Annotated in this window: 25 protein-coding genes and 1 tRNA gene; 14 read left to right on the plus strand and 12 right to left on the minus strand. The window is 61.8% G+C overall.

Annotated features, from left to right (window positions below):
* Positions 1–51: 51 nt before the first annotated feature.
* Positions 52–1,323, minus strand: coding sequence for a 4-aminobutyrate--2-oxoglutarate transaminase (locus tag EX00_RS02940; protein WP_047453982.1), 1,272 nt, complete (start codon positions 1,321–1,323; stop codon positions 52–54).
* Positions 1,324–1,520: 197 nt separating this feature from the next.
* On the opposite strand from EX00_RS02940, the gene EX00_RS02945 reads away from it, so the two are divergent.
* From EX00_RS02945 to EX00_RS02955, 3 genes are all read left to right on the plus strand, one after another.
* Complete coding sequence (locus EX00_RS02945) at positions 1,521–2,339, plus strand: MerR family transcriptional regulator (RefSeq protein WP_047453984.1); 819 nt, start codon at positions 1,521–1,523, stop codon at positions 2,337–2,339.
* Positions 2,340–2,425: 86 nt separating this feature from the next.
* On the plus strand, positions 2,426–3,052 hold the full coding sequence (locus EX00_RS02950; RefSeq protein WP_047453986.1) for a ribonuclease D: 627 nt from the start codon (positions 2,426–2,428) through the stop codon (positions 3,050–3,052).
* A 243-nt stretch (positions 3,053–3,295) separates the two neighbouring features.
* Positions 3,296–5,038 (plus strand): hypothetical protein, encoded by a 1,743-nt coding sequence (locus EX00_RS02955; protein ID WP_047453988.1) that lies wholly within the window; start codon positions 3,296–3,298, stop codon positions 5,036–5,038.
* A gap of 78 nt (positions 5,039–5,116) precedes the next feature.
* On the opposite strand, the gene rpsA is transcribed toward EX00_RS02955, so the two are convergent.
* From rpsA to aroA, 3 genes are all read right to left on the minus strand, one after another.
* A complete protein-coding gene (gene rpsA, locus EX00_RS02960) occupies positions 5,117–6,820 on the minus strand; it encodes a 30S ribosomal protein S1 (RefSeq protein ID WP_047453991.1) in 1,704 nt (567 codons plus the stop codon).
* Between the two features lie 179 nt (positions 6,821–6,999).
* Positions 7,000–7,644 carry a (d)CMP kinase gene (gene cmk, locus EX00_RS02965; RefSeq protein WP_047453992.1) on the minus strand — a complete coding sequence of 215 codons (645 nt, stop codon included), beginning with the start codon at positions 7,642–7,644 and terminating at the stop codon, positions 7,000–7,002.
* On the minus strand, positions 7,644–9,005 hold the full coding sequence (gene aroA, locus EX00_RS02970; protein WP_047453994.1) for a 3-phosphoshikimate 1-carboxyvinyltransferase: 1,362 nt from the start codon (positions 9,003–9,005) through the stop codon (positions 7,644–7,646). The genes cmk and aroA overlap by 1 nt, the downstream gene beginning before the upstream one ends.
* A 272-nt stretch (positions 9,006–9,277) precedes the next feature.
* Between aroA and EX00_RS02975 the strand changes: the two genes are divergently transcribed.
* From EX00_RS02975 to EX00_RS02990, 5 genes are all read left to right on the plus strand, one after another.
* Positions 9,278–9,661 (plus strand): TIGR02300 family protein, encoded by a 384-nt coding sequence (locus EX00_RS02975; RefSeq protein ID WP_047454115.1) that lies wholly within the window; start codon positions 9,278–9,280, stop codon positions 9,659–9,661.
* A gap of 153 nt (positions 9,662–9,814) precedes the next feature.
* A tRNA-Ala gene (locus tag EX00_RS02980) sits at positions 9,815–9,890 on the plus strand.
* A gap of 225 nt (positions 9,891–10,115) precedes the next feature.
* Positions 10,116–10,355: a GIY-YIG nuclease family protein gene (locus EX00_RS30920; protein WP_080761195.1), complete on the plus strand. Its 240-nt coding sequence runs from the start codon at positions 10,116–10,118 to the stop codon at positions 10,353–10,355.
* Positions 10,356–10,454: 99 nt separating this feature from the next.
* Positions 10,455–11,177 (plus strand): YoaK family protein, encoded by a 723-nt coding sequence (locus tag EX00_RS02985; protein ID WP_047453995.1) that lies wholly within the window; start codon positions 10,455–10,457, stop codon positions 11,175–11,177.
* Between the two features lie 95 nt (positions 11,178–11,272).
* Entirely contained in the window at positions 11,273–12,064 is a 792-nt protein-coding gene (locus EX00_RS02990) for a YdcF family protein (RefSeq protein ID WP_047453997.1), read from the plus strand.
* A gap of 59 nt (positions 12,065–12,123) precedes the next feature.
* Here EX00_RS02990 and EX00_RS02995 read toward each other — a convergent pair whose 3' ends face one another.
* Positions 12,124–12,600 (minus strand): hypothetical protein, encoded by a 477-nt coding sequence (locus tag EX00_RS02995; protein ID WP_047453999.1) that lies wholly within the window; start codon positions 12,598–12,600, stop codon positions 12,124–12,126.
* A 142-nt stretch (positions 12,601–12,742) separates the two neighbouring features.
* On the opposite strand from EX00_RS02995, the gene EX00_RS03000 reads away from it, so the two are divergent.
* Positions 12,743–13,378, plus strand: a complete 636-nt coding sequence (locus tag EX00_RS03000) for a trimeric intracellular cation channel family protein (protein WP_047454001.1) — start codon at positions 12,743–12,745, stop codon at positions 13,376–13,378.
* 14 nt (positions 13,379–13,392) lie between these two features.
* Here the strand turns inward: EX00_RS03000 and irrA are convergent, their stop codons facing one another.
* Positions 13,393–13,812, minus strand: coding sequence for an iron response transcriptional regulator IrrA (gene irrA / locus EX00_RS03005; protein WP_047454003.1), 420 nt, complete (start codon positions 13,810–13,812; stop codon positions 13,393–13,395).
* 295 nt (positions 13,813–14,107) lie between these two features.
* On the opposite strand from irrA, the gene fabA reads away from it, so the two are divergent.
* The 5 genes from fabA to EX00_RS03030 all read left to right on the plus strand — a co-directional run bounded on the left by fabA (position 14,108) and on the right by EX00_RS03030 (position 18,156).
* Complete coding sequence (gene fabA, locus EX00_RS03010) at positions 14,108–14,623, plus strand: 3-hydroxyacyl-[acyl-carrier-protein] dehydratase FabA (RefSeq protein ID WP_047454005.1); 516 nt, start codon at positions 14,108–14,110, stop codon at positions 14,621–14,623.
* Positions 14,624–14,676: 53 nt separating this feature from the next.
* Positions 14,677–15,903 carry a beta-ketoacyl-ACP synthase I gene (fabB, locus tag EX00_RS03015; protein ID WP_047454007.1) on the plus strand — a complete coding sequence of 409 codons (1,227 nt, stop codon included), beginning with the start codon at positions 14,677–14,679 and terminating at the stop codon, positions 15,901–15,903.
* Positions 15,904–15,907: 4 nt separating this feature from the next.
* Entirely contained in the window at positions 15,908–16,714 is an 807-nt protein-coding gene (gene fabI / locus EX00_RS03020) for an enoyl-ACP reductase FabI (RefSeq protein WP_047454009.1), read from the plus strand.
* 53 nt (positions 16,715–16,767) lie between these two features.
* Positions 16,768–17,358: a GNAT family N-acetyltransferase gene (locus tag EX00_RS03025; RefSeq protein ID WP_047454012.1), complete on the plus strand. Its 591-nt coding sequence runs from the start codon at positions 16,768–16,770 to the stop codon at positions 17,356–17,358.
* 216 nt (positions 17,359–17,574) lie between these two features.
* Positions 17,575–18,156 carry a dienelactone hydrolase family protein gene (locus tag EX00_RS03030; RefSeq protein WP_047454014.1) on the plus strand — a complete coding sequence of 194 codons (582 nt, stop codon included), beginning with the start codon at positions 17,575–17,577 and terminating at the stop codon, positions 18,154–18,156.
* A gap of 254 nt (positions 18,157–18,410) precedes the next feature.
* Here EX00_RS03030 and EX00_RS03035 read toward each other — a convergent pair whose 3' ends face one another.
* The 6 genes from EX00_RS03035 to infB form a co-directional block, all read right to left on the minus strand.
* Positions 18,411–19,427, minus strand: a complete 1,017-nt coding sequence (locus tag EX00_RS03035) for a class I SAM-dependent methyltransferase (protein WP_047454016.1) — start codon at positions 19,425–19,427, stop codon at positions 18,411–18,413.
* 82 nt (positions 19,428–19,509) lie between these two features.
* Positions 19,510–21,642: a polyribonucleotide nucleotidyltransferase gene (gene pnp / locus EX00_RS03040; RefSeq protein ID WP_047454018.1), complete on the minus strand. Its 2,133-nt coding sequence runs from the start codon at positions 21,640–21,642 to the stop codon at positions 19,510–19,512.
* Positions 21,643–22,023: 381 nt separating this feature from the next.
* Positions 22,024–22,293, minus strand: coding sequence for a 30S ribosomal protein S15 (gene rpsO / locus EX00_RS03045; protein WP_047454019.1), 270 nt, complete (start codon positions 22,291–22,293; stop codon positions 22,024–22,026).
* A 172-nt stretch (positions 22,294–22,465) separates the two neighbouring features.
* Positions 22,466–23,398 (minus strand): tRNA pseudouridine(55) synthase TruB, encoded by a 933-nt coding sequence (truB, locus tag EX00_RS03050; RefSeq protein WP_047454021.1) that lies wholly within the window; start codon positions 23,396–23,398, stop codon positions 22,466–22,468.
* Between the two features lie 12 nt (positions 23,399–23,410).
* A complete protein-coding gene (gene rbfA / locus EX00_RS03055; protein ID WP_047454119.1) occupies positions 23,411–23,830 on the minus strand; it encodes a 30S ribosome-binding factor RbfA in 420 nt (139 codons plus the stop codon).
* Positions 23,831–23,905: 75 nt separating this feature from the next.
* Positions 23,906–26,620, minus strand: a complete 2,715-nt coding sequence (gene infB, locus EX00_RS03060; RefSeq protein ID WP_047454023.1) for a translation initiation factor IF-2 — start codon at positions 26,618–26,620, stop codon at positions 23,906–23,908.
* Positions 26,621–26,696 lie beyond the last annotated feature (76 nt).

Here is a 26,696-nt window from a genome sequence, read left to right on the forward strand (position 1 = left end):
TGCCCGGCCATCGCGCCGGGCGTTGTGGGAATAGGATTGGCGCGAGCGCCGTTATTTGCCGGCGCTTGCTTCCAGCATCGAGGCTTCCAGAATGTCGAGCGCCTCGCTGAACACGCCGTCCTGGATGGTGATCGGCGAGAGGAAGCGGATGACATTGCCGTGGACACCACAGGTGAGCAGGATCAGGCCCTTGTCCAGGGCGATCAGGCGCACCCTGTTGGCGAAGTCCGCGCTTGGCAGCTTCGTCGTCGCATCGTTGAACTCGACGGCGTTCATGAAGCCGGGACCGCGAATGTCGACGATTTCTGGCACCTTGTCGCGCAGCGATTCCAGCCGTTGCTTCAGCCGCGAGCCGAGCTGGTTGGCGCGGTTGCACAGGTCTTCATCGACGATGACGTCGAGCACGGCATGGGCGGCGGCGATACCGATCGGATTTCCGCCATAGGTGCCGCCGAGGCCACCCGGTCCCGGCGCATCCATGATCTCGGCCCGGCCGGTGACGGCGGCAAGCGGGAAGCCGCCGGCGAGGCTCTTTGCCATCGTCATGAGGTCGGGCGCGACCTCGTGATGGTCCATGGCGAACATCTTGCCGGTGCGGGCAAAGCCCGTCTGAACTTCATCGGCAATGAGCAGAATGCCGTGCTGGTCGCAAAGTTCCCGCAGCGCCTTCATGAAGGAGGCTGGTGCCGAGTAAAAACCGCCTTCGCCCTGCACCGGCTCGATGATGATGGCGGCGACGCGCTGTGGATCGACATCGGCGGCAAACAGTTTCTTCAGCGCGGCCAGCGACTGTTCGACGGTGACGCCGTGCAGCGGCACGGGGAAGGGCGCATGGAAGACATCACCCGGCATCGAGCCGAAGCCGACCTTGTAGGGCACGACCTTGCCGGTCAGCGCCATGCCCATGAAGGTCCGGCCATGGAAGCCGCCGCCAAAGGCGATGACGGCCGAGCGGCCGGTTGCGGCGCGGGCGATCTTGATGGCATTCTCGACCGCCTCGGCGCCAGTGGTGACGAAGATGGTCTTCTTGGCGAAATCGCCCGGCGTCAGCGCATTGAGACGCTCGGCAAGATGCACGTAGCTTTCATAGGGCACGACCTGATGGCAGGTGTGGGTGAAACGGTCGAGCTGTTCCTTGACGGCGGCGATGACGCGGGGATGGCGATGGCCGGTGTTGACCACGGCGATGCCGGAGGCGAAGTCGATATAGCGACGCCCTTCCTTGTCCCAGATCTCCGAGTTTTCAGCCCGGTCGGCATAGATCTGCGTGGTCATGCCGACGCCGCGGGAAATGGCGGCATTCTTCCGGTCTGTCAGGGTCATCGCGCTGTTCTCCAGAGATAAAGAAAGTTCGAATTATCTTGCAGAACTTCTGCAAGTTCTTTAGAAAAATTCCTACATTTTTCCTGCAAGATATCAAGCGGCATTTTGTGGGGGTGACAAGAAACCGGTCGAGGCTCACGCAAGCCGGCCATCCATGCTAAGCAAATCAAAAGACTAAGATCAGGAATCATTGGCAAATGAACAGCATCGAGCCCGTGCGCTACAAGGTGGCGGAGGCGGCGCGTCTGGCGGGCGTGTCGGCCTCGACGCTGAGGCTATGGGAAAGCCAGGGTCTGGTCGTTCCCAGCCGCTCCGACACCGGGCACCGTCAGTATAGCGCCGAGGACGTTGCGCGGCTGAAACGGATTTCCTGGTTCCGCGCCGAGCGCGGGCTCAATCCCGCCGCTATCCGCGAAGCGCTGGAGACGGAAGATGCGACCCTGCCGGGCGCGGACAATGGCGAGCAGGCGGCGTCCTCCGGCATCGGCCGTAAGCTGCGGGCCTTGCGCCATACAGCCGGAAAGACGCTGGATCAGGTCGCCGCCGACATGGGCGTGACATCCTCGACCCTGTCGACGCTGGAGCGGACCTCGCAGGGCGTGAGCTTCAAGACGTTGCACGATCTGGCTGACTATTACGGAACGACGGTCTCGCGGCTGTCGGGCGAGGAGCGCGAGGATGTGCCAGCATTGATCCGGTCGGGCGAATGGCGTGCCTGGCCGGAGACGACGCCGGGCGTCACCGTGCAGCTTCTCGCTGAGGGGCGCACGATGATGGATTGCCACCGTTTCGTCCTGGCACCGGGCGCCACCAGTGAGGGCGCTTATCGTCACGATGGCGAGGAGTTCATCCATGTTCTCGCCGGCCGGCTGGAGCTGGTGCTCGACAGCGACCAGTTCTTCGACCTGATGCCGGGCGATTCCCTCTACTTCGAAAGCCGCCGCGATCACTCCTGGCGCAACCGTCACGACGGCGAGACCATACTGCTCTGGATCAATACGCCGCCGACATTCTAGGCCCTGCGCGGTATCGCTATGTCCCTGTCTGTTCTATAAAACAGGGCAATAACAAGTTTCAGACGACAGTAAGCCGGGAGAGTTTCATGGCCGCCACCATCCGCTATCACGAAGGCGATATTTCCGCCGCCGATGCCGCTCGCTACACCGGCGCCATTGCCGTCGACACCGAAACGCTGGGCCTTGTTCCCCGCCGCGACCGGCTCTGTGTCGTGCAGCTTTCGTCGGGCGACGGCACCGCCGATGTGATCCGCATCGCCTCCGGCCAGAGCCAAGCGCCCAATCTCGTCGCCATGCTTGCCGATCCCGCCCGCCAGAAGATCTTTCATTATGGTCGCTTCGATATCGCCGTTCTGTTCCACACCTTCGGCGTCACCACCACGCCGGTCTTCTGCACCAAGGTCGCCTCGCGCCTCTGCCGCACCTATACCGACCGCCATGGCCTGAAGGACAATCTCAAGGAACTGCTCGAGGTCGATATTTCCAAGGCGCAGCAATCCTCCGACTGGGCGGCGGAGAAGCTGTCGCCGGCGCAGCTCGAATATGCCGCTTCCGACGTGCTCTATCTGCATGCGCTGCGTGACAAGCTGACGGCACGCCTCGTGCGCGATGGCCGCATGGAGCATGCGGAGGCCTGCTTCACCTTCCTGCCGACCCGCGCCAAGCTCGATCTCCTCGGCTGGGAAGAGACCGATATTTTCGCGCATAGCTGATCAGCCGCGCAAAAGATAAAATGACTGAAAAAGCCGGTGCCGCCTCCGCTGCGCCGGCTTTTTCTTTAGCAATCTGTTAACAGACACACTGCTATTCTGCCTCTGATTGCATGCATTCGATCGGCGCCTTCTTGCGGTGCCTTGCCGGCCCCGGCGTTCGAATAGCGACGGTCCACATGAGCGGACCTTGATTGAACCTGCCCTCCGCTTCCATCGCCGTCTTGCCAGACAGAGGAGCATGTCATGTTGTCTCCCGTTGCCGCAGTCTCCGTTGTGGGTGCACCCATTGAGAAGCCGGTGGTCGCGACCGCCGAAACGTCTGGCGTCCAGACGGCGGCAACACCGCTCGCCGTTCTGTCCAGTGCGGTGAATGCCAGCGTCGAGGGCAAGCTGAACATGCTGCTGGTGGCGGCGCGCGAGCGGATGTTCGAAAGCCTGCTGTCGGCGATCGATGCCGCGAGCGTGGCGCTGAATGTTCCGCGCGAACCGGATGAGAGCAACGTGGTCTTCGCGCAGCGGCTGGCCGACGCAATCCGCAGCCTGCCGCCGCAGCAACTCGCCGCTGTGCAACAGCAGTTGAATGCACAGGTGAAAACGCCGGTTCCCCTGCCTCTGCTCGCTGCAGCCCTCGACAATCCGGATAGCCCGCAAGCGGTGCAGATCGCCATCAGCCTGGATACATCCCTGACGCAGGAGCCCGATGCGGTCATCAGGGCGGTGGTCAATTCCTATGGCCAGAATGCCGGAGAACCGGATGTGGTCGGGCAGCAACAGGCGCCGGTCCCGGCACAGACGACGTCAAGGACCCCAGAGGCGGCTGCCAATACGGCAATGGCTGCCCCATCAGCCGAGAGGACGTCAACGCCGTCTCTCGCCAATACGACAACGGCTGTGCCGACAGCCTTGCCCGAGAAGATGGCGGCGCCGTCTCCTGCGCCTGTCACAGCTCTTCCTTCACCGTCCACGGTTCAAACTCCGCCACAAACAGCCGTGGCTATCATCCAGACAATTGTCAGCCCCGTAGCAGTCCCGGTTCCGGAGGCCATGCCTGTGCTTGAGGCTGTCGTGATGCCGCAAACCACTCCAAATCAGCCTGCTAGTCCGCAGGGCGCGAATGTGCCCGTTATTAAAGAGAACACCCCTCCGCAGATTGCCGTCATCGTCGGAGACAAGGCACTCCCCGCCACCTCGCTCCAGCCGTCGGCGCCAGGCGAAGCAAAGCTTCCAACGGAAATCGCGTTGATCCGATCTCCCCTCACGCCGCCGCCGGTACCGCGCGACATCCAGCAGCTACAGGCCGATATCAAGCAAGGGCTGCAGGTCGTCATCGCCCCCCCGATTGATGTTACCGGCTCCGATCCTTCGCAGCTCACCCGGAGCGATACGCCGCTGGCTGGGCGCCTCATTGCGCAGGCGCTTGCCGCCAATCGGCAGGATCTGCAACCATTACCGCAGGCGGCCCGTGACGAGAGCGTCAGGAATCTTACCGCCGCCTTGGCGGGTCAGACCGCGGTTTCCTCCGAAGAGGCGCAGAATGCGCCGCCCGCCGCGCTTCCTGGCAAACCACAGGTCAACGCGCCGCCGATGACGACCATGGACATGGCGGCGGCCGTGGCGCAGACGGGAACCACAATCGCTCCGCTGCTCGGCATTCCCTTTGCGATCGCGCACTATCTTCCGGCCGATACCCCTGCTGACGATGATCCGAAACGGGTCGACCGTGTCGAACTGGTCGATGAAGAGCGCGAACAGGGGCAAGGCGGCGAGACGGCACGCGATGACAGCGATGATGATTCTGAGCCCGAGGCGACGGATCAACCCACTGCCGCCGCCGCCCCAGTCTCCGAGGAAACCGACGCTGAGGTCGTTTCCACTTCGGTCATATCTGTTGCGCCGAAAATAGCGGCGTTGCCGGCACCATCACCGGTCGATCCCCTGTCCGATCACGCCTTCGATTTCTATCGACGCATGACGAGTTGGGAATAGCCGGACCGTACGAAGGTCAAACAAAAACCCGCCGGATCGCTCCGGCGGGTTTTCTATTTCTATCAGGCTTGCCGAGGATTATTCGGTGCCGCGGTTCTTCAGAGCCGCACCCAGGATGTCGCCGAGCGAAGCGCCGGAGTCGGACGAACCGAACTGAGCAACTGCTTCCTTCTCTTCCGCGATTTCCAGAGCCTTGATGGACAGCATGATCTTGCGGTCCTTCTTGGAGAAGTTGGTGACGCGGGCGTCGACAACCTGACCGACCGAGAAACGCTCCGGACGCTGTTCGTCACGGTCACGCGACAGATCGGCGCGGCGGATGAACGAGGTGATGTCGTCGTGGTTGACGAGCTTCACTTCGATGCCACCGTCGTTGACTGCGATAACTTCGCAGGAAACGACTACGTTTTTGCGCAGGTCGCCAGAAGCAGCGGCTTCGCCAACCGCATCCTTGCCGAGCTGCTTGATGCCGAGCGAGATGCGTTCCTTGTCGACATCGACGTCGAGAACGACAGCCTTGACGACATCACCCTTGTTGAACTCCTCGATGACCTGTTCGCCCGGACGGTTCCAGTCGAGGTCGGAGAGGTGCACCATGCCGTCCACGTCGCCGTCGAGGCCGATGAACAGGCCGAATTCGGTCTTGTTCTTGACTTCGCCTTCGACTTCAGTGCCGGCCGGATGGTTGCGAGCGAATGCAGCCCACGGATTTTCGAGCGTCTGCTTCAGGCCAAGCGAGATACGGCGCTTGGTCGGATCGACTTCGAGAACGACCACTTCGACTTCCTGCGTCGTGGACAGGATCTTGCCGGGGTGTACGTTCTTCTTGGTCCAGGACATTTCCGAGATGTGGATCAGGCCTTCGATGCCCGGCTCCAGCTCGACGAACGCACCATAGTCGGTGATGTTCGTAACGGTACCGGAAATCTTCTTGCCTTCCGGATACTTGGCCTGGATGCCATCCCACGGATCGCTCTCGAGCTGCTTCATGCCGAGCGAGATACGGTGGGTTTCCTGGTTGATGCGGATGATCTGTACCTTGACCTGCTGGCCGATGGACAAGATTTCCGACGGATGGTTCACACGGCGCCATGCCATGTCGGTGACGTGCAGCAGGCCGTCGATGCCGCCGAGGTCAACGAACGCACCGTAATCGGTGATGTTCTTGACGACGCCGTCAACAACCTGGCCTTCTTCGAGGTTCTGAACGATTTCAGAACGCTGCTCGGCACGGGATTCTTCCAGAACCGTACGGCGGGACACGACGATGTTGCCGCGGCGCTTGTCCATCTTGAGGATTTCGAAGGGCTGCGGGTTGTGCATCAGCGGGGTCACGTCGCGGATCGGACGAATGTCGACCTGCGAGCGCGGCAGGAAGGCGATAGCGCCGTCGAGATCGACGGTGAAGCCGCCCTTGACCTGGTTGAAGATGACGCCTTCAACGCGTTCGCCAGCTTCGAACTTGGCTTCGAGCTTGATCCAGCTTTCTTCGCGGCGAGCCTTTTCGCGCGACAGAACGGCTTCGCCCAGCGCGTTTTCGATACGCTCGACGTAGACTTCGACTTCATCGCCGACCTTGAGCGTGCCGTCCTTGGCGCGCGCACCGAATTCCTTCAGGGCAATGCGGCCTTCGACCTTGAGGCCAACGTCGACAACGGCGACGTCCTTCTCGATGGCGGTGACGATGCCCTTGGTGACATAGCCTTCGGCCAGATCGTTCTTGGCAAAGGACTCTTCGAGAAGAGCTGCGAAATCTTCGCGAGAGGGGGTAGCTACAGACATAAAATCTCCTGGCGTGTCCTTATTATGCATTTTGGACACTGATGCGCCGGTGGTTCGTGTTGAACAGGCCTGCATCCAGTCCGCTTCCCCTTGGGAAAGCTATCCGGCGCTTGGACGGAATGTCAGGCTTCTAAAAATCGGCGGCTCCGTGCACAAGGCACGCAAAGGCCGCTCGCATGTTAGGCATTTCGGCTCAGAACGGCGTCGATGATCGACTTTGCCGCCTGAAACGCCGCTTCTATACTCATTTCTGAAGTATCAAGCAAGTGTGCGTCTTCCGCCGGCCGTAGAGGGCTGTCGGTGCGGCCCATATCGCGCGCGTCACGCCGTTTCACGTCTTCGAAAATAGCCTGATAGTCGGCGCTACCGCCGGCATCGGTAATTTCGTCGTAACGCCGCTTCGCGCGGACTTCGGCCGAGGCCGAGACATAGATTTTCACCGGCGCATCCGGGCAGATGACGGTGCCGATGTCGCGCCCGTCGAGAACCGTGCCCGGCTCCTTGCGTGAGAAGGTGCGCTGCATCTCGACCAGCGTCCGACGCACCGCCGGCATGACGGCGACCTTCGACGCTGCCTCGCCGATCTCGTGTTTCGACAGGACGGCACGGTCGAGCCCGGCAAGATCGACCTTGCGCGCCATCGTCTCCGCCATGGCCTCGTCATCGAGCGGCAGGCCGGCATCGAGCAGGGCCTTGGCTGTTGCCCGGTAGATCAGACCGGTGTCGAGATGGTGGAAGCCATATTGGTCGGCGATCCGGCGCGACAAGGTTCCCTTGCCTGCCGCGGCTGGTCCGTCGATGGCGATCGTAAACGGTGTCGTCACTAGGATATGCTTCCTTCCACGTCCATATCGGCGCCGAGTTTCGCCATCAGATCAAAAAACTCCGGAAAGCTGGTGGCAATCATCGCGCTATCGTCGACCCTGACCGGATGCTCCGAGGCGAGCCCCATCACGAGGAAGCTCATGGCGATGCGGTGGTCGAGATGGGTCTTGACCTCACTACCGGCATTGCCGAGGCCTTTCCCATCCGGCCGGCCCCGCACTGTAAGCGAATCCTTGCCTTCCGTGCAATCGACGCCGTTGAGCGTCAGCCCCTCGGCAACCGCCGAAAGCCGGTCGGATTCCTTCACCCGCAGTTCTTCCAGGCCGAGCATGACCGTGACGCCTTCCGCAAACGCGGCGGCAACGGCAAGTACCGGATATTCGTCGATCATCGACGGCGCCCGCTCGGCCGGCACCGTGACGCCCTTGAGCGCCGACGCCCGCACGCGCAGATCCGCGACGTCCTCGCCACCGGCAAGGCGCTTATCGAGAACCTCGATATCACCGCCCATCTCCTGCAGCGTCAGGATCAGGCCGGTGCGGGTCGGGTTCATCAGCACATTGCGGATGGTGATGTCGGAGCCTGGAGCGATCAGCGCCGCAACCAACGGAAAGGCGGTCGAGGAGGGATCGCCGGGAACGTCGATGGTTTGGCCGGAAAGCCTGCCCTGGCCCTGAAGGCGGATGGTGCGCACGCCGTCGCGGTCGGTCTCGACCGAAAGTTCGGCACCGAAGCCGGCCAGCATCTTTTCCGTATGGTCGCGGGTCATGACCGGTTCGATGACGGTGGTGATCCCCGGCGCATTGAGGCCGGCGAGCAGGACTGCGGATTTGACCTGCGCCGAGGCCATCGGCACGCGGTAGGTAATCGGATTGGCCGTTTCCGGTCCATGCAGCGTCACCGGCAGCCGGTCGCCGTCGCTGGATTTGACCTGCACGCCCATCTGCCGGAGCGGATCGAGGATGCGGCCCATCGGCCGCTTGGAGAGCGAGGCGTCGCCGATGAAGGTGGATTCGAAATGATAGACGCCGACGAGACCCATGGTCAGGCGGCTGCCGGTGCCGGCATTGCCGAAGTCGAGGGGAGCCTGCGGAGCCAGCAGTGCGCCGTTGCCGACGCCCCTGATGATCCATTCATCGCCGATCTTCTCTATCCCGGCGCCCATGGCCTGCATGGCCCTGCCGGTGTTGAGCACATCCTCGCCTTCGAGCAGGCCGCTGATGCGGGTCTCGCCGGAGGCAAGGCCGCCGAACATGAAGGCGCGGTGCGAAATGGATTTGTCGCCGGGAACGCGGATGGTGCCGGAAAGGTTGGTCGAGCGGCGCGCTGTCACGGGCCGCGAATGAGTGTCGTGCGGCATGGGCAATTCCTTTGCAATGCCGTTATTTACGCCGCATTATCGCTGACTTCGGTCCGGTTGCGCCAGCTGCCCTGCGGTTCACGCGGGCTCGATATCACAGAGATGTTGCCGGGTCATCCCGGTATGCGGGGAAAACCCTTCTCGCCGTATATAAAGTTTGGCTTTGACAGGGCCTGCGGTAACGATTAAGGGGACCGGCTGATAATTTCCCTTAAAAGGCCGGCTTTCCCGGCTTGCCGAATATTGATTCGGCCATTCATGAGGCTTTGACAGTGGCGAAAGCGGAACTTGGAACAAAACGTACCGATCCGGACAACGGCAAGAAATTCTATGACCTGAACCGGGACCCGGTCGTCTCGCCCTATACCGGCAAGTCCTGGCCCCTGTCCTACTTCGAGGAAACCTCCGCTGCCAAGGAGATTCCGGAAGAAGAGGAAGTGGCTGAAGTCGATACCGAAAACACCGAAGTCGAGCTGGTCTCGCTGGAGGACGCCGATGAGGCGGCCACCGCCGACGAGATCCCCGACGATATCGGCGATGACGATGTCGAAATCGGCGACGATGACGACGACACCTTCCTTGAAGCCGACGAAGACGAAGATGATGACGATATGAGCGACATCATCGGCGTTACCGGCGACGACGACGACGTTTGATTTGCGGATAGTCGGCCCGGTAAAACAAGAAAAGTTTTCCGGGCCGAAAATTTCGGCTTGCTATCTGTAAAAACCAGAAGTAATAAGCCGCCACCCCGACGGGCGAAACGCTTCGAGGGGACCCAGGGCCGGTTTAACCGGCACCATCTTGATGGGGCTATAGCTCAGCTGGGAGAGCGCTTGCATGGCATGCAAGAGGTCAGCGGTTCGATCCCGCTTAGCTCCACCAGCCTTCGCTCTGCGAGCTTCGACTCGGCAAGCCCGGAGGGCTTGATGGGCTGAAGGCGAGAAGGCAGCGAAGGCTGCCGCGCTGAAGTTGCGAAGCAACGTAAGCGGGCTTTTTTCCACTCGACGCGAATTTTTCTCCCATCCTCTCGAGATTGCTATTGCCGCCAGTAGCAATAATGTATCGCAATGGTTGCGTGCCTGCTCGGACGCACTATCATGCCTTCGCATGAAGTATGTCTACATCCTCACATGCACTGAGTTCCCCGATCGCCACTATGTCGGCGTCACTGGCGACCTGAAAGCCCAATTGGCAAAGCATAGTGCCAAGGAGGTCCCGCATACCTCAAAATATGCGCCATGGTCTCTCAAAACCTACATCGCCTTTTCCGATGAGGCACGGGCCTTCGCATTCGAGAAATATCTGAAATCCGGTTCAGGGCGGGCCTTCGCAAAAAAGAGACTATAGTCTTCTCCCCAATCCGCACGCGCGCCCCGATCAACCCCTCCGCATCCCACCCACTTCATGCTAGCTTCCACTCTCCCGCCAACCCACCCCGATTCGGCCATGACCAGACAGCGTCGCCGTCGCCTCATCAAGACCCGTCGTACGGTGACGGGGTTTCTGCTTGTCGCCTCGATTTCCTTTATCGCCGGGATGACCGATGCGGTCGGGTTGATGCTGACCGGGAACTTCGTGTCCTTCATGACCGGCAATACGACGCGGGCGGCGATTGCGCTTGGGACGGGGGATTTTGGCCATGCGGCGGTGCTGTTTGCGGCGATCGTCACCTTTATCGGCGGTAATGCGCTGGGGATCGTCGTTGCCCATGCCGCCGATCGGCGGGCCTTTGTCGTGCTCGCCTGCGTCAGCATTCTCCTGGCGCTGGCGGCGGGTTTCGAGGCACCGTCGCTAATCCTCGTGCAGTTCTATCTGGTGGTGCTGGCGATGGGCATGGTCAATGCCACGGTCGAGCATATCGAGGGTCTGCCGATCGGGCTCACCTATGTCACCGGCGCGCTGTCGCGCTTTGGGCGCGGGATTGGCCGTTTTATCCTTGGCGACCGCGATTTCCTCTGGACGGTGCAGATCGTGCCCTGGAGCGGCATGATCATCGGCGCCGTCCTAGGCGCTCTCTTGGCCGGCGCCTTTGGCTCGCATGCGCTCTGGCTGGTGTCGATGGTCGCGCTTGTCCTTGCGTTCGCGACCCTTTTCATCCCGCGACCGCTACAGCGCCGCTTCAATCAGCGCCTCATGGTGACGACGTCGATGGTGAAGAGATCGAAATAGCCACATTGCAGTGCACAAAAATCTGCTAGGAAAAGACGAATCGTTTTCCACCAACGCCCATTGGAGCTTCGGCTCGACAAGCGCGAGGATACATTTTGTTCGTTTTTTCCAAACTTGTCTGGATTTTCGGTCAGCCGCTGTCCCTGGCCTTTCTCTTCGGCCTGCTGGCCTTCATCGGCGTCCTCGTCCGCAGGCGCTGGATCGCGCTTGCCTCGTCGCTGCTGTCGATCCTGATCCTGTTTGTGGCGCTTTATACGACGGCCGGCGCCTATGTCGTCCAGGGTCTGGAAGAGCGCTTTCCGCATGTCGCGGCCGACCCGGCGGATCTGAAATGCATGATCGTTCTCGGCGGTGCCACGCAGAACCAGGTGACGACGGTGCGCGGCGGCTATGAGCTTGATTCGGCCGGCGACCGTCTGATCGAGGCCTTGCGGCTGGCGCAGAAATATCCGCAGGCGCGGATCGTTGTCTCCGGCGGCGACGGCTCGATCGGCGGCGACTACGAGGGCGATGCCGTCATCTCCGAGCGCTTCTTCACGGCGCTTGGTATCGACAAGGATCGCCTCGTTGAGGACAAGACCTCGCGCACCACCTTCGAAAACGCCGTCAACACGAAAGAGCTGCTGGCGCAGAACGGGCTGTCCGGCTGCCTGCTGATCACCTCCGGCTTCCATATGCCGCGCTCCGTGGGCATCTTCCGCAAGCAAGGTATCGACGTCGTGCCCTGGCCCGTGGATTACCGCAGCACCGGCAAGGAGACGCTCGGCTTCGATTTCACCCAGCCGTCGCTGAACGCGCAGCTGTTGTCGACCGGCGTGCGCGAATGGATCGGCCTCGTCGGCTACTATGCCGTCGGCCGCACCTCGGCGTTTTATCCCGGACCGTAACAGGTGTCCAAGCCGTAACTACGTGTTTTGAGCGTAGTTGCGGTCTTATGCCGTAGGCGCTACTTTTTCGAAACAGTGACGAATTTGACGCCGCGGACGCGGACAGTGATCTCGCAGGGAGCGCTGTCGGTGCGGTCGCAGAAGCGTGGGTGCATCTTCATGACCAGCACCATGTTGCCGAAGCGCTGAATGAAATCATAGCCGTAGATCCGCGCCGTGGCGACGAGGATATAGCCGCCCTCGACGACATGGACGTAGAAATTATAAGGGCAACCCTCGTCGGTGCAGTCAGGCCCTTTTTCGCCCTTGCAGGTGATCTCGCCCTCGTTGACGACGATGTCCATCAGCTTATCGTTGTTGAAGTCCCGCTCTGTGGCAAAGCCGTCGCCGAAGCTTGCCTGGCCCTCGCAGCGTTTGGTGAAGTGATCCTTCTCATAGGCCACCGGATCCTGCAGCAGCGATTGCTGCGCTTGCGCCGTGACGGGCAGGATGACGAACGCGACGAGATTGAGGATCACGATCAGCAGGGATTTCAACGGGGTTTCCTCTCCAAAGCACGGCGCGACCGCGGGGGTTGTCGCGTCCGCTCCGACATCTTTACGCCTGCCTGCTTGCGCGGCCCTTGCGGCCGTGATTCACTCCGCCAAAATCGCCGCCGGCATTCTGTTGGAGCTCCCGATGTCGCTTCTTTCGTTTCTCGACTATGCCGGCGTCGCGCTTTTTGCCGCGACCGGCGCGCTGGCGGCCTCGCGCAAGCAGCTTGATCTGATTGGCTTCCTGTTTTTTGCCGCGGTCACCGGCATCGGCGGCGGCACGCTTCGCGATATCATCCTCGGCCGCGTGCCGGTCTTCTGGGTATTGAACCCGACCTATATCATCATCTGCGCCGGTGTCGGCGCGGTGTTCTTCTTCACCGCGCATCTGGTCGAATCACGCTATCGGCTGCTGCTCTGGCTGGATGCGATCGGCCTGTCGGCCTATTGCGTCATGGGGGCGGCCAAGGGCATGGCGGCGACAGGCTCGCCCACGGTCGCCATCGTCACCGGCGCGCTGACGGCGACCTTTGGCGGCATTCTGCGGGATTTGCTCGCAAACGAACCATCGGTACTGCTGAGGCCGGAAATCTATGTGACCGCCGCCCTTGTTGGCGCCGGCGTCTTCACCGCTGCCAACGCGACGATGCTGCCGCTCTATGCCTCGGCGGGGCTCGGCGTTGCCGCCGCCTTTGCCGTGCGCGGCGGCGCGCTCTGGTTCGGCTGGACCTTCCCGACCTATCATCATAGGCCCGGCCGGCATCCCGACGATGTGATGTGAGCTGGGCTCGTGGTTCACCGCTGCTTGCGGCGCAGGCGGATGACAACGTCGACATGGGCGATTTCCATACCCACCGGCGGCTCCGGCAGGTTGGCGATCGTCAGATTGCTGATTGGAATATCCAGCACTTCATTGTGGCCTTCGACGAAGAAGTGGTGATGGTCGGAGACGTTGGTGTCGAAATAGGTCCTGGCGCTTTCGACGGCCAGCACGCGGATGAGACCAGCCTCCGTGAATTGATGCAGCGTGTTGTAGACGGTGGCGAGCGAGACCGGAACGCCGGCGGTGACGGCTTCCTCGTGAAGCTCCTCGACGGTCAGATGGCGGTCGCCCTTGGCAAAAAGAAGATCGCCCAGCGCGATGCGCTGTCGGGTCGGCCTCAGGCCGGCGCTGCGCAGCCTGGTTTCGATCGCGATTTCGGCTTCTTCCGCCATTCAGAGAGCTCCGGATTCCTGATCTCTATAATTCTTGATTAAGCCATATAACTTTTGCACGGATTGCTTTCAATAGTTTCGATGGGGTGGGAAGGTCGTCAATCGCCGTAAAAATAGGGCTCTTGCCGCATTTGCCACTGGCAGCAGCTCTAGCGTTCCTGTATGCGACGACCACATATAGCGAAGTGCGTCCATCGGGCGGCAAAATGAGCGTGTCATGCTTACGCTTCATTTTCCCTCGATCTTGCACTAAAGCTTCACATCCACGGCATCCATGCGGGGGAACGGAATTTTTATGACGACGAGACAATCCAGCTTCGACTATGAGGAAATCCTGGCCTGCGGCCGCGGCGAATTGTTCGGTCCGGGCAACGCGCAGCTTCCCTTGCCACCGATGCTGATGGTTCATCGCATTACAGATATCTCCGAAACAGGTGGTGCCTTCGACAAGGGCTATATTCGCGCCGAATATGACGTGCGTCCCGACGACTGGTATTTTCCCTGCCATTTCGCTGGCAATCCGATCATGCCGGGCTGCCTCGGCCTTGATGGCATGTGGCAGTTGACTGGCTTCTTCCTCGGCTGGCTCGGCGAGCCGGGCCGTGGCATGGCGCTATCCACCGGCGAAGTGAAGTTCAAGGGCATGGTTCGTCCGGACACGAAGCTCCTCGAATACGGCATCGACTTCAAGCGCGTCATGCGCGGCCGCCTCGTCCTCGGAACCGCCGACGGTTACTTGAAGGCCGACGGCGAAGTCATTTATCAGGCATCGGACCTGCGCGTCGGCCTGTCAAAGGACAAGGCCGCCTGAACCGCGGCTCTGCCGCCTCCACAAAGACAGACGTTTTAGAAAAGGTCATCGACATGAGACGGGTTGTTGTCACGGGTCTGGGTATCGTTTCATCCATTGGGAACGATGCGCGGGAAGTTACGGCGTCGTTGCGCGAAGCCAAGTCAGGTATCTCGTTTTCGAACGATTTCGCCGAGCATGGTTTCAAGTGCCAGGTCTGGGGCTCGCCCAAGATCGACACGACCGATCTGGTGGATCGCCGCGCCATGCGCTTCCTGTCGCAGGGCGGTGCCTGGAACCATGTCGCCATGAAGCAGGCGATCGCCGATAGCGGCCTCGAAGAGAGCGACATCAGCAACAACGAGCGCACGGGCATCATCATGGGCTCGGGCGGCCCCTCGACCCGCACGCTGATCGAAGCCGCCGACATTACCCGCAAGAACAACAGCCCGAAGCGCGTCGGCCCCTTTGCCGTGCCGAAGGCGATGTCGTCGACGGCCTCGGCGACGCTCGCCACCTGGTTCAAGATCTACGGCGTCAATTACTCTATCTCGTCCGCCTGCTCGACCTCGGCGCATTGCATCGGCAACGCCGCCGAAATGATCCAGTGGGGCAAGCAGGACGTGATGTTCGCCGGCGGCCACGAGGATCTCGACTGGACCATGTCGAACCTGTTCGACGCCATGGGCGCCATGTCCTCCAAGTTCAACGAGGATCACCCGGAAACCGCCTCGCGCGCCTATGACGTCAGCCGTGACGGCTTCGTCATCGCCGGCGGCGCCGGCGTGCTGGTGCTCGAGGAACTGGAGCACGCCAAGGCGCGGGGCGCCAAGATCTATGCCGAAATCGTCGGCTACGGCGCCACCTCCGACGGCTACGACATGGTTGCTCCGTCGGGCGAGGGTGCGGTGCGGTGCATGCGCCAGGCGCTCGCCACCGTGAAGGGCGATATCGACTACATCAACACCCACGGCACTTCGACGCCGGTCGGCGACAGCAAGGAAATCGGCGCTATCCGCGAGGTTTTCGGCAACAAGATCCCGCCGATCCAGTCGACCAAGTCGCTGACGGGCCATTCGCTGGGTGCTGCCGGCGTACAGGAATCGATCTATTCGATCCTGATGATGCAGGAGCGCTTCATCGGCGAAAGCGCCCATATCACTGAACTCGACCCGGAATTCGAAGGCGTGCCGGTCGTGCGCAAGCGCATCGACGATGCCAAGATCGACATCGCCCTCTCCAATTCCTTCGGTTTCGGCGGCACCAATGCCACGCTCGTGTTCCAGCGCTACAACGGATAAAGCAATGACGGGTTTCATGCAGGGTAAGCGCGGCCTCATCATGGGCGTTGCAAACAATCATTCCATTGCCTGGGGCATTTCGAAGGCGCTGGCTGCCGAAGGCGCGGAACTGGCGTTCACCTTCCAGGGCGAAGCGCTCGGCAAGCGCGTCAAGCCGCTCGCGGCCGAAGTCGGTTCGGATTTCCTCTTGCCCTGCGACGTCGAGGACCTCTCCTCCGTCGACGCCGTGTTCGAGGAGATCAAGGCGCGCTGGGGCAAGCTGGATTTCATCGTCCACGCCATTGGCTTTTCCGACAAGAGCGAGCTGAAGGGCCTCTACGCCAACACCACGCGCGACAATTTCACCCGCACGATGGTGATTTCCTGCTTCTCCTTCACCGAGATCGCCAAGCGCGCCGCCGAGCTGATGACAGAAGGCGGCAGCATGCTGACGCTGACCTATAACGGCTCGACGCGGGTCATCCCGAACTACAACGTCATGGGCGTTGCCAAGGCGGCTCTGGAAGCCTCCGTGCGCTATCTCGCCGCCGATTACGGCCCGCGCGGCATCCGCGTCAACGCCATCTCCGCCGGCCCGATCCGCACGCTCGCCGGCGCCGGCATTTCCGACGCCCGCGCCATCCTGTCGTGGAACCAGCGCAACGCGCCGCTGCGCCGGTCGGTCACCATCGACCAGGTCGGCTCCTCGTCGCTCTATCTCCTGTCCGACCTGTCGGCAGGCGTCACCGGTGAAATCCACTTCGTCGATGCCGGCTACAACATCACCTCGATGCCGACGCTGGAGGTATTGGCCAGCGCTGATACCGAGTAAATCGCAATTGGATACCCCTCGCGGCCAGGTGCCGCGAGGGGTAATCTTCTTGGATGATCCCGCCGGGCTTCCCGATGACGTTCACGAACGCCGTACCCTTCGCATCCACCGAACGTCTCATCCTTCGCGGCTTCATGCCCGAGGATTTCGAGGCCTATAGCGCCTATCGTTCCCTGCCTGACATCTATCGTTTCCTCTACCGCGACCCGCCGTCGGCACAGGTGATGCGGGAGCGTTTCGACGCCAGCCTGAATTCGTGTCTCTCGGACGATGGCAGCTCCTTGCGCTGGGCGGTCATTCGGCGGGAGGATGGTGCCCTGCTGGGTGATGTCAGCCTGAAACTCGCCAGCAAGGCCGCGCTGCAAGCCGAGGTCGGCTATATCTTCAATCCGGCCTATGCCGGCAAAGGCTATGCGACCGAGGCGGTGCGAGCGGTCATCGATCTGAGCTTCAGCACTTTCGGCCTGCACCGGATTTTCGCACGGCTGGATGCGCAAAACACCGGCTCCGTCGGTGTCGTCGAACGGCTGGGCCTGCGCCGGGAGGCGCATCTGATCGAGAACGACCGCTTCAACGGTGTTTGGGGTGATGAGTATATCTATGCGGTTCTGAGCCGCGAATGGGCGGATGGAGCGGGCACGTAGCGGGCTTTCGCTCGGGGTAGCCCGGTCCCATGCAGCAAGACATCAGCGGCACTTTTCAGACTGGTGGACTTCCGTGCTTGTTCAAAGGCAATTCAATGGGGCGGTCTGGCAGTTTGCCGACGTTATTTCTGTAACGCGTCCGCACTCTTCCCGGCGAGGCAATGACTCTGTAAAGTGGCCGAACCTGTGCCAGACCATCCAACCCGGAGGCTCCGCATGGCCGAGGTCTTGTTGTTCCACCACGCACAGGGGCTGACCCCGGGTGTGCGCGCCTTCGCCGACGACTTGCGGGCCACCGGTCACATCGTGCACACACCGGACCTGTTCGACGGACGCACGTTCCGGAGCATCGATGAGGGTCTCGCCTATATCGGTGAGATCGGATTCGACGACATGCGGGAGCGGGGCGTCCGCTTCGCCGACGAACTACCTCCCGAGATCGTCTACGCCGGGTTCTCGTTCGGTGTGCTGCCGGCGCAGAAGCTGGCACAGACCCGGCCTGGAGCCCGCGGAGCCTTGCTCTTCTACTCTTGCCTGCCGATCAGGGGCGAGTGGGCCTTCGGACCTTGGCCGGACGGCGTCGCGGTCCAGATTCACGGTATGGACAACGACCCAATCTTCGTCGGCGAGGGCGACATCGACGCCGCCCGCCAGATCGTGGAGAGGGTCGAGGACGCGGAGCTTTTCCTGTACCCCGGCGATCAGCACTACTTCGCCGACAGCTCGCTCTCGTCATATGACGCCGATGCAACCGCGCTACTCACCATCCGAGTGCTTGAGTTCCTGGATCGCGTTTGATCCATGCCGGCGTTTTGGCTTGAGCTCAGGCTCGAAAGGTGATCCCGCAACAGCGCTTACAGTTTCTCAGCGGCTTCGGGCGCACCAATATCGCGAAGCGCCCATATGCACTTTCGAGCAAAGGTCGAGCTGTTATTGTGGTGAACCGACTCTGGCTCATGCCGAGGATCGGCACCAAATCGAATGATGAAGCCACGCTCCGAAATCTTGTCGAGCATAGGGTCTATCACCGGATTTGACGTCCGATCCGCCGCTTACTTCTTCGCCCACAGCACCTTGAAGCGCGCATTGCGGCAGGTTTCGCCGCTTTCCTTGAAGTTTTCCGCCAGCACCGGCTCGTAGGGCAGGCCGCGATTGGCGACCAGCATCAGGCGGCCGCCGTTGCGGAGCGCCGAGGATGCGGTCTTGATCATCGCCTGGCCAAGCGAAGGCTCGGCGGCGTGGCCTTCATGGAAGGGCGGGTTCATGATCACCAGGTCGTACTTGTCCTTGACCGGCTCGCCGGCCAGATCGTGCCAGAAGAAGCGCTGGGCGACCTTCGGGCAGTTTGCGAGGAGATTGGCCCGGGCAGCCTCTAGCGCGTCGTAGTGGGCCTCGTAGAGGTCGATACGCGCGATCCGAGGCGACTTGGTCGCCAGCTCCACCGAGAGATAGCCCCAGCCGGCGCCGAAATCGGCGGCATCGCCGGAGAAATCGGTCGGCAGGCGTGAGGCAAGCAGTTCGGAGCCGGCGTCGATGCGGTCATGCGAGAACATGCCCGCCGTCGCGGTAAAGCGGCCGTCGACGCGCGTGGCGGGCTTCACCAGCTGCGCGGCCGGCGCGCCGATATCGGCCGGGCGGCCGAACCAGAAGGCAACGCCGTGATATTTCGGCATGTATTCGACACTGAGGCCGAAGCCTTCGACGCGCTTGCGCAGCGGCTGGATGCCGTCTTCCTTGGCGCCGGCAACGACGATCAGCCCGCCCACCTTCACGCGCGAAAGGGCCGTGGCGATAGAGGCTTCGTTCTCGCCCTTGTGCTTGGTGCAGAGCACCAGCGCGCCGTCATAATCCTCGCCCTCGATCTCCGGCGTCACGTTGACCCGCTGAGCCTGTAGCTGGCGGTAGAAGGGCCTGAAACCCTGGACGGCGGAAAGCTCGGCGGCAAAGTCGGCCGGCAGGGAAAAGCCCGCTTCCGCGCCGAGAAACAGGATGCGCTCGCCTTCGCCGGGCGTGGCGACAGTGCCGGAGGCAAAAGGATGGAACAGGGTCTTCAAGGCGTCGCGGCTCATGGGCGTGATCTCGTGCGGTCAGCGGATAGAAAAAGGGCGCGGAAACGAATCCCGCGCCCCGGAACTTAAGTGAAGGCGCAGCTTATTCGGCCGCGTCGTCCTTCTTGGCGGCGAGTTCCTGGCCGGTTGCCTGATCGACAACCTTCATGGACAGGCGGACCTTGCCACGCTCGTCGAAGCCGAGCAGCTTGACCCAGACCTTGTCGCCTTCCTTGACGACGTCCTGGGTCTTGGCAACACGCTCGGAAGCGAGCTGCGAGATGTGGACAAGGCCGTCGCGGGCGCCGAAGAAGTTGACGAAAGCGCCGAAGTCGGCGGTCTTGACGACCGTGCCTTCGTAGATCTGGCCGACTTCCGGCTCAGCAACGATCGAGTGGATCCACTTGCGGGCCGCTTCGATTTCCTTGCCGGAGGCCGAGGCGATCTTGACGGTGCCGTCGTCTTCGATGTTGATCTTGGCGCCGGTCTTTTCGACGATTTCGCGGATGACCTTGCCGCCGGAGCCGATGACTTCACGGATCTTGTCGACCGGGATGTTCATGACTTCGATGCGCGGTGCGAATTCGCCGAGCTGGCCGCGGCTTTCGGAGATGGCCTTGGCCATTTCGCCGAGGATGTGCAGACGACCGCCCTTGGCCTGGTTCAGGGCGACATTCATGATCTCTTCGGTGATACCTTCGATCTTGATGTCCATCTGCAGGGCAGTGATGCCGCCGTCGGTGCCGGCAACCTTGAAGTCCATGTCGCCGAGATGATCTTCGTCACCCAGGATGTCGGAGAGAACGGCGAAGCGTTCGTCTTCCTTGATCAGGCCCATGGCGATACCGGCAACCGGCTTTGCGAGCGGTACGCCCGCATCCATCAGCGCCAGCGAGGTGCCGCAGACGGTGGCCATCGAGGACGAGCCGTTGGACTCGGTGATTTCAGATACGACGCGGAGCGTGTAGGGGAACTGTTCCGCCGTCGGCAGCATCGGGCGAACAGCGCGCCATGCGAGCTTGCCATGGCCGATTTCGCGGCGGCCCGGGGAGCCCATGCGGCCAGTTTCGCCGACCGAGTAGGGCGGGAAGTTGTAGTGCAGCAGGAAGCGTTCCTTGTACATGCCGGTCAGGCTGTCGACATACTGCTCGTCTTCGCCGGTGCCGAGGGTGGCAACGACGATTGCCTGCGTTTCACCGCGGGTAAAGAGCGAGGAGCCGTGCGTGCGCGGCAGGACGCCGACTTCCGAAACGATCGCGCGAACGGTCGACAGGTCGCGGCCGTCGATGCGGCTCTTGGTGTCGAGGATGTTCCAGCGAACGATCTTGGCCTGCAGGTGCTTGAAGACGGCGCCGATGACTTCGGCGGAATACTTGGCTTCAGCGCCTTCCGGGAAGAAGTGTGCCTTGACCTTGGCCTTGACGGCGTCGACGGCAGCGTAGCGTTCAGCCTTCTGCGTGTTCTTGTAGGCGGTGCGCAGCTCGCCTTCGGCGATCGACAGCATCTCGGCTTCGAGAGCGGAATGATCTTCCGGCTGGAAATCGCGGGGCTCCTTGGCGGCAACTTCGGCGAGCTTGATGATCGCGTCGATGACCGGCTGAAAACCGCGATGACCGAACATGACCGCGCCGAGCATGACTTCTTCGGACAGTTCCTTGGCTTCGGATTCAACCATCAGCACGGCTTCCTGCGTGCCGGCGACGACGAGGTCGAGGCTCGACTCGGTCATCTCGTCGAGATGCGGGTTGAGCACGTATTCGCCGTTGATGTAGCCGACGCGAGCGCCGCCGATCGGGCCCATGAAGGGAATGCCCGACAGGGTGAGGGCTGCCGAGGTCGCAACCATTGCCAGGACGTCCGGATCGTTTTCAAGGTCATGCTGGATGACGGTGACGACGACCTGGGTGTCGTTCTTGTAGCCTTCCGGGAAGAGCGGGCGGATCGGGCGGTCGATCAGGCGGGAAACCAGAGTTTCCTTTTCGCTCGGGCGTCCTTCGCGCTTGAAGTAGCCGCCGGGAATCTTGCCGGCTGCGTAGGTCTTTTCCTGGTAGTTGACGGTGAGCGGGAAGAAGTCCTGGCCCGGCTTCGGCGACTTGGCCGAAACGACGGTGGCAAGAACCACGGTCTCGCCGTAGGTCGCCATGACGGCGCCGTCAGCCTGACGGGCGATCTTGCCGGTTTCGAGCTTCAGCGGGCGGCCTGCCCACTCGATTTCGACGGTATGGATATCGAACATATCTTATCCTTGCGTGATGCGGGAAAAGGCGCCGTCGCCGGGGTCGGCAAGGCGCATCTTCAACCGCACGAATGTGACGCATCACGGGCAAGACAACGAGAGGCTTTCAAGGGTCGGCCGAAACCTGCGGCTTCGGCTGAAAGCATCCGGCAATCCTGCCCCATGACAGGTCAACGGTTGTTGTTGGCAGCACCGGCCCATCCGGGCTGCCGGGTCTGTTTTATCTAGCGCAAATGGAGCGCACCGCAAAAACAGGTCTTCAATTGTACCATGATCTCGTTCGAAAGCTGCTTCGCATCCTTCGAGATCATGTTCGGGCGGAGCACATATGCCCCAAAAGTATCCGGCGGACGTTCAGGTGAACGCCCGCCGGAAAATTCATTAGCGACGGATGCCGAGGCTCGCGATCAGCTTGGTATAGCGGCCTTCATTCTTCTTCTTGAGATAATCAAGAAGCGAACGGCGGCTGGAGACCATGGTCAGAAGGCCACGACGGGAGTGGTTGTCCTTCTTGTGGTCCTTGAAATGGCCCGTGAGGTTGTTGATGCGCTCGGTCAGGATAGCAACCTGGACTTCCGGAGAACCGGTATCGCCTTCGACGGTAGCGTATTCCTTGATCAGCGCAGCTTTGCGCTCAGCAGTAATCGACATCGGATGGTCCTTTCTATGAGGAGGAAATAAGTCGCCAAACGCCGGGATGTCGTCCAGCATTGGCCGCGAATGCAATCGAGCAGGCCCGATGCTGGCGCTGCCTATAGACCATTTGGGGTGCAAAGGGAAGAGGCGTTCGGGAACGCCTCTTCCGCAGCCCTTTGAGGGCGTTTCAGCCAAAAACCCGCTTCGGGCGGAACTCGCCTTCGCCGATTTCGCCGATGGCGATCAGCTTGCCGCGCGCCGTGGCATAGGCCTCGGTTTCGGCAACCGGCGCGTCGCGGCCGCGCACGAGAATGGGATTGCCCATCTTCAGGCGATGCGCCTGGTCGTCGTTGATGACGAGATGCGGCAGGGATGACAGCGCCTCGGCCGTATCGATCAGCAGCGCGTCGAGGGCGGCGAGCCGCTCATCCGCGTCCTCGATGTCCTCAAGCGCGACGAGATCGGCGAGCGGCACCATGGCCTCCTCGGCGAAGGGAGCGACGAAGCTGCGCCGCAGGCCGGAAATATGGCCGTAGCAGCCGAGATCGCGGCCGAAATCGCGGGCAAGCGCCCGGACATAGGTGCCCTTGCCGCATTCCACTTCAAAATGCGCCGTGTTGGCATCCGGGCAGGCAAGCAGCGTCAGGCGAAAAATCTCGACTTCGCGCGACGGGATTTCGACCGTTTCGCCTTCGCGGGCGAGATCGTAGGCACGCTCGCCGGCGATCTTGATCGCTGAAAACTGCGGCGGGATCTGGTTGATGACACCGGTGTAGTTTGGCAGCAGCGCGCGGATATCGTCTTCGCCCGGACGCTTGTCCGAGCTTTGCGTCACTTCGCCTTCGAGGTCATCCGTGGCGCGTTCCTCGCCCCAGCTGACGGTGAACTCGTATATCTTGCGGCCATCCATGACGTAGGGAACGGTCTTGGTGGCGTCGCCGAGCGCGATCGGCAGCATGCCGGAGGCAAGCGGATCGAGCGTGCCGGCATGGCCCGCCTTCTGCGCCTTGAACAGCCATTTGATCTTGGAAACGGCCTCGGTCGAGCCGAAATCAACCGGCTTGTCGAGGATCAGCCAGCCCGAAATCGGACGGCCCTTGGGCTTGCGTGGTTTGGACATTGGCTGTCTCTGTTATCGGTTTTCGTCGGTATCGGTGTCGTCGTTCTTGAGATCGCGCTGGACCTCCGGCGAACGCAGCAGCGCATCGATCTTCTTGTAGTTGTCGAAGCTGGTATCGTCTTTGAAGCGGATTTCCGGCATGAATTTCATCTGCCGAAGATGCTGCCCGAGGCGGCCGCGAATATATTTGCTGTGACGATTGAGTGTATCGATGATGATGTCGTGATCCGCAACGCCAAGCGGCGTCACAAACGCGGTTGCGACCTTCAGATCCGGCGACATGCGCACTTCGGAGATGGAGATCACGGTGCGCTCGAGCAGGTCGTCGCGCACTTCACCGCGCTGCAGGACCTGCGTGATCGCCGCGCGCACTTGTTCACCGACGCGAAGCATACGCTGCGAAGGCGCGGAAAAAGTTGGTCGTGTTGCCATTTGCTTTGGTCCCAAAAGGTTCGGGCGCCGGACTGCATGTTCCGGCGCCCGTTCCATTGTTTCAACTTCGCGCTTTTACAGCGTGCGGGTGATGTGCTCGACGCGGAAGCATTCGATCGTATCGCCGGCGCGGATGTCTTCGTAGTTCTCGAAGGCCATACCGCATTCCTGGCCGACGTTGACTTCCGAGACTTCGTCCTTGAAGCGCTTGAGTGTCTTGAGCTTGCCTTCGTGGATGACGACATTGTCGCGCACCAGGCGGACGCCGACGCCACGTTCGACCTTGCCTTCGGTGACGCGGCAACCCGCGACCTTGCCGACCTTCGTGATGTTGAACACCTCGAGGATTTCTGCGTTGCCGAGGAAGGTTTCGCGACGTTCCGGAGAGAGCAGGCCCGACATCGCTGCCTTCACGTCATCCACCAGATCGTAGATGATGTTGTAGTAGCGGATTTCGATGCCTTCGCGCTCGGCGAGCGTACGAGCCTGCGAGTTGGCGCGGACGTTGAAGCCGATGATCGCCGCGTCGGATGCTCCGGCCAGCGAGATATCGGATTCGGTGACACCGCCGACGCCGGAATGCACGATGCGAGCACGAACCTCGTCGGTGCCGAGCTTCTCCAGCGCGCCGGCAATGGCTTCGATCGAGCCCTGCACGTCGCCCTTGATGACCAGCGGGAATTCCTTGGTGCCCGTGTTCTGCAGCGTCATCATCATCTGTTCCAGCGAACCGCGCTGGACGGACTGACGGGCAGCCGCCTTGTCGCGGGTCAGGCGCTGACGATACTCCGAGATTTCACGAGCACGGCTTTCGCTCTCAACGACGGCGAACTTGTCGCCGGCCAGCGGTGCACCCGAAAGGCCGAGGACCTCGACCGGAGTGGCCGGACCGGCTTCCTTCACATGTTCGCCCTTGTCATTGACCAGAGCGCGCACGCGGCCCCACTGATCGCCAGCAACGACGATCTGGCCCGGGCGCAACGTGCCCTTCTGGATGAGGACGGTGGCAACGGAGCCACGACCACGATCGAGCTGGGCTTCGATGACGGTGCCCTCGGCCGTGCGGTTCGGATTGGCCTTGAGATCAAGGATTTCCGCCTGCAACAGGATGGCTTCGAGCAGCTTGTCGAGGTTGGTGCGGTTCTTCGCGGACACTTCCACGTCGAGCACTTCACCGCCCATGGTTTCGACGAAGACTTCGTGCTGCAGCAGCTGGTTGCGAACCTTCTGCGGATCGGCGGACGGCTTGTCGACCTTGTTGATCGCAACGATGATCGGAACGCCGGCAGCCTTCGCATGGTTGATCGATTCGATCGTCTGCGGCATCACGCTGTCGTCGGCCGCAACCACCAGAATGGCGATATCGGTCGCCTGGGCGCCACGGGCACGCATCGCCGTGAAGGCGGCGTGGCCCGGGGTGTCGATGAAGGTGATCTTGTGACCGTTCTGCTCGACCTGGTAGGCGCCGATATGCTGAGTAATGCCACCGGCTTCGCCGGCCACCACATTGGCGTGGCGGATGGCGTCGAGCAGCGAGGTCTTGCCGTGGTCGACGTGACCCATGATGGTGACGACGGGCGGACGGGAAACCAGTTCGCCGTCTTCGTCGCCAACATTGAAGATGCCAAGTTCGACGTCGGATTCCGAAACGCGCTTGACCGTGTGGCCGAATTCAGCGGCGATGAGTTCTGCCAGATCGGCGTCGATGACGTCGCCCGGCTTCATCATCTGGCCTTCCTTCATCAGGAACTTGATGACGTCGACGGCACGTTCGGACATGCGCTGCGACAGTTCCTGGATGGTGATGGTTTCCGGCAGCACGACTTCACGCGTGATCTTCTCGCGCGTTTCCTGCATCTGGCTGCGGCGGAACTTTTCCTGGCGGCGGCGCATGGCCGACAGCGAGCGACCACGGGCGCTGCCGTCTTCGTCGACATTGGCGGTCGTGACCGTCAGCTTGCCACGGCGGCGCTCTTCGTCCGTCTTCGGACGAGTGGTGACCGGCTTTGCCGGTTCCGGACGCACGACCTTGCCGCGAGCGGGGGCACCGCCGCGCGGCGGACCGCGATCGGTTTCTTCTTCATTGACCCGGCGGCGATTGGCCGGTGCCTCAGCGGCGGGAGCGCCTGGGCGCGCAGGCTGCGGAGCAGCATCCGGACGACGGGCTACGACCGGAGCCGCCTGGGTTGCGGGCTGCGCTGCTTCCACCGGCGCAGGTGCTTCGACCTTGGGTTCGAGGGCGCGAGCGGCCTCTTCCTCGGCGCGACGGGCGGCTTCAGCCTGCTCGACGATACGGCGGGCGGCGTCTTCCTCGGCGCGGCGGGCTTCGTCCTCGGCGCGACGAACCGCATCGGCGGCATCACGGATCTGGGCTTCTGCGAGCGCGCGGCGGCGCGCATCCATTTCGCCAGCCGACAGATGGTTCAGAACCACTGGTCGCGACGAACGTTCCTGCTGCGGGCGCGGTTGGTTGTTCTGGTTGGATTGCGGCGGCCGCTGCTGCTGCTGGCCACCCGGCTGATGAATGCGCGGAGCCGGCTGCGGCGGGCGCGGCGGCTGCGGCGTCGGTTCCGCGACGCGGGTCACGGATGGCGCCGCGGCAGCTGCCGTCGTCGGCTTTTCGTCTTCTGGGCGTAGCGGACGGCGCTTGCGGGTCTCAACCACGACCGCCTTGGTGCGACCGCGGCCCATATCCTGGCGCACGGTGCCCTGGTTCACGCCTGAAGGCTTCAAGGTGAGGGTCTTCTTACCCGATGCACTCAGCGTCTTGTCGTCTTGATTGTCGGTCATTCCGTTCCCGTTCCTTCGGACAGGGCCTCGGAAACGTCCGTCAGACCCTGTCGTTCAATGCATGTACCTTAATGAG

The sequence above is a fragment of the Martinezella rhizogenes genome, from assembly GCF_000799715.1.
Classification (GTDB): Bacteria; Pseudomonadota; Alphaproteobacteria; order Rhizobiales; family Rhizobiaceae; genus Rhizobium; species Rhizobium rhizogenes_C.

What these genes read in the sequence shown, in the direction of transcription:
- fabB (WP_047454007.1), top strand. Translation starts at nt 14,677, where the DNA reads ATGAGACGGGTTGTTGTCACGGGTCTGGGTATCGTTTCATCCATTGGG.
- pnp (WP_047454018.1), bottom strand. Translation starts at nt 21,642, where the DNA reads ATGTTCGATATCCATACCGTCGAAATCGAGTGGGCAGGCCGCCCGCTG.
- truB (WP_047454021.1), bottom strand. Translation starts at nt 23,398, where the DNA reads ATGTCCAAACCACGCAAGCCCAAGGGCCGTCCGATTTCGGGCTGGCTG.
- rpsO (WP_047454019.1), bottom strand. Translation starts at nt 22,293, where the DNA reads ATGTCGATTACTGCTGAGCGCAAAGCTGCGCTGATCAAGGAATACGCT.
- infB (WP_047454023.1), bottom strand. Translation starts at nt 26,620, where the DNA reads ATGACCGACAATCAAGACGACAAGACGCTGAGTGCATCGGGTAAGAAG.
- EX00_RS02985 (WP_047453995.1), top strand. Translation starts at nt 10,455, where the DNA reads ATGACCAGACAGCGTCGCCGTCGCCTCATCAAGACCCGTCGTACGGTG.
- EX00_RS30920 (WP_080761195.1), top strand. Translation starts at nt 10,116, where the DNA reads ATGAAGTATGTCTACATCCTCACATGCACTGAGTTCCCCGATCGCCAC.
- EX00_RS02950 (WP_047453986.1), top strand. Translation starts at nt 2,426, where the DNA reads ATGGCCGCCACCATCCGCTATCACGAAGGCGATATTTCCGCCGCCGAT.
- EX00_RS03030 (WP_047454014.1), top strand. Translation starts at nt 17,575, where the DNA reads ATGGCCGAGGTCTTGTTGTTCCACCACGCACAGGGGCTGACCCCGGGT.
- fabA (WP_047454005.1), top strand. Translation starts at nt 14,108, where the DNA reads ATGACGACGAGACAATCCAGCTTCGACTATGAGGAAATCCTGGCCTGC.
- aroA (WP_047453994.1), bottom strand. Translation starts at nt 9,005, where the DNA reads ATGCCGCACGACACTCATTCGCGGCCCGTGACAGCGCGCCGCTCGACC.
- EX00_RS02940 (WP_047453982.1), bottom strand. Translation starts at nt 1,323, where the DNA reads ATGACCCTGACAGACCGGAAGAATGCCGCCATTTCCCGCGGCGTCGGC.
- rpsA (WP_047453991.1), bottom strand. Translation starts at nt 6,820, where the DNA reads ATGTCTGTAGCTACCCCCTCTCGCGAAGATTTCGCAGCTCTTCTCGAA.
- EX00_RS03025 (WP_047454012.1), top strand. Translation starts at nt 16,768, where the DNA reads ATGATCCCGCCGGGCTTCCCGATGACGTTCACGAACGCCGTACCCTTC.
- EX00_RS03035 (WP_047454016.1), bottom strand. Translation starts at nt 19,427, where the DNA reads ATGAGCCGCGACGCCTTGAAGACCCTGTTCCATCCTTTTGCCTCCGGC.
- rbfA (WP_047454119.1), bottom strand. Translation starts at nt 23,830, where the DNA reads ATGGCAACACGACCAACTTTTTCCGCGCCTTCGCAGCGTATGCTTCGC.
- EX00_RS02945 (WP_047453984.1), top strand. Translation starts at nt 1,521, where the DNA reads ATGAACAGCATCGAGCCCGTGCGCTACAAGGTGGCGGAGGCGGCGCGT.
- EX00_RS02955 (WP_047453988.1), top strand. Translation starts at nt 3,296, where the DNA reads ATGTTGTCTCCCGTTGCCGCAGTCTCCGTTGTGGGTGCACCCATTGAG.
- irrA (WP_047454003.1), bottom strand. Translation starts at nt 13,812, where the DNA reads ATGGCGGAAGAAGCCGAAATCGCGATCGAAACCAGGCTGCGCAGCGCC.
- EX00_RS03000 (WP_047454001.1), top strand. Translation starts at nt 12,743, where the DNA reads ATGTCGCTTCTTTCGTTTCTCGACTATGCCGGCGTCGCGCTTTTTGCC.
- fabI (WP_047454009.1), top strand. Translation starts at nt 15,908, where the DNA reads ATGACGGGTTTCATGCAGGGTAAGCGCGGCCTCATCATGGGCGTTGCA.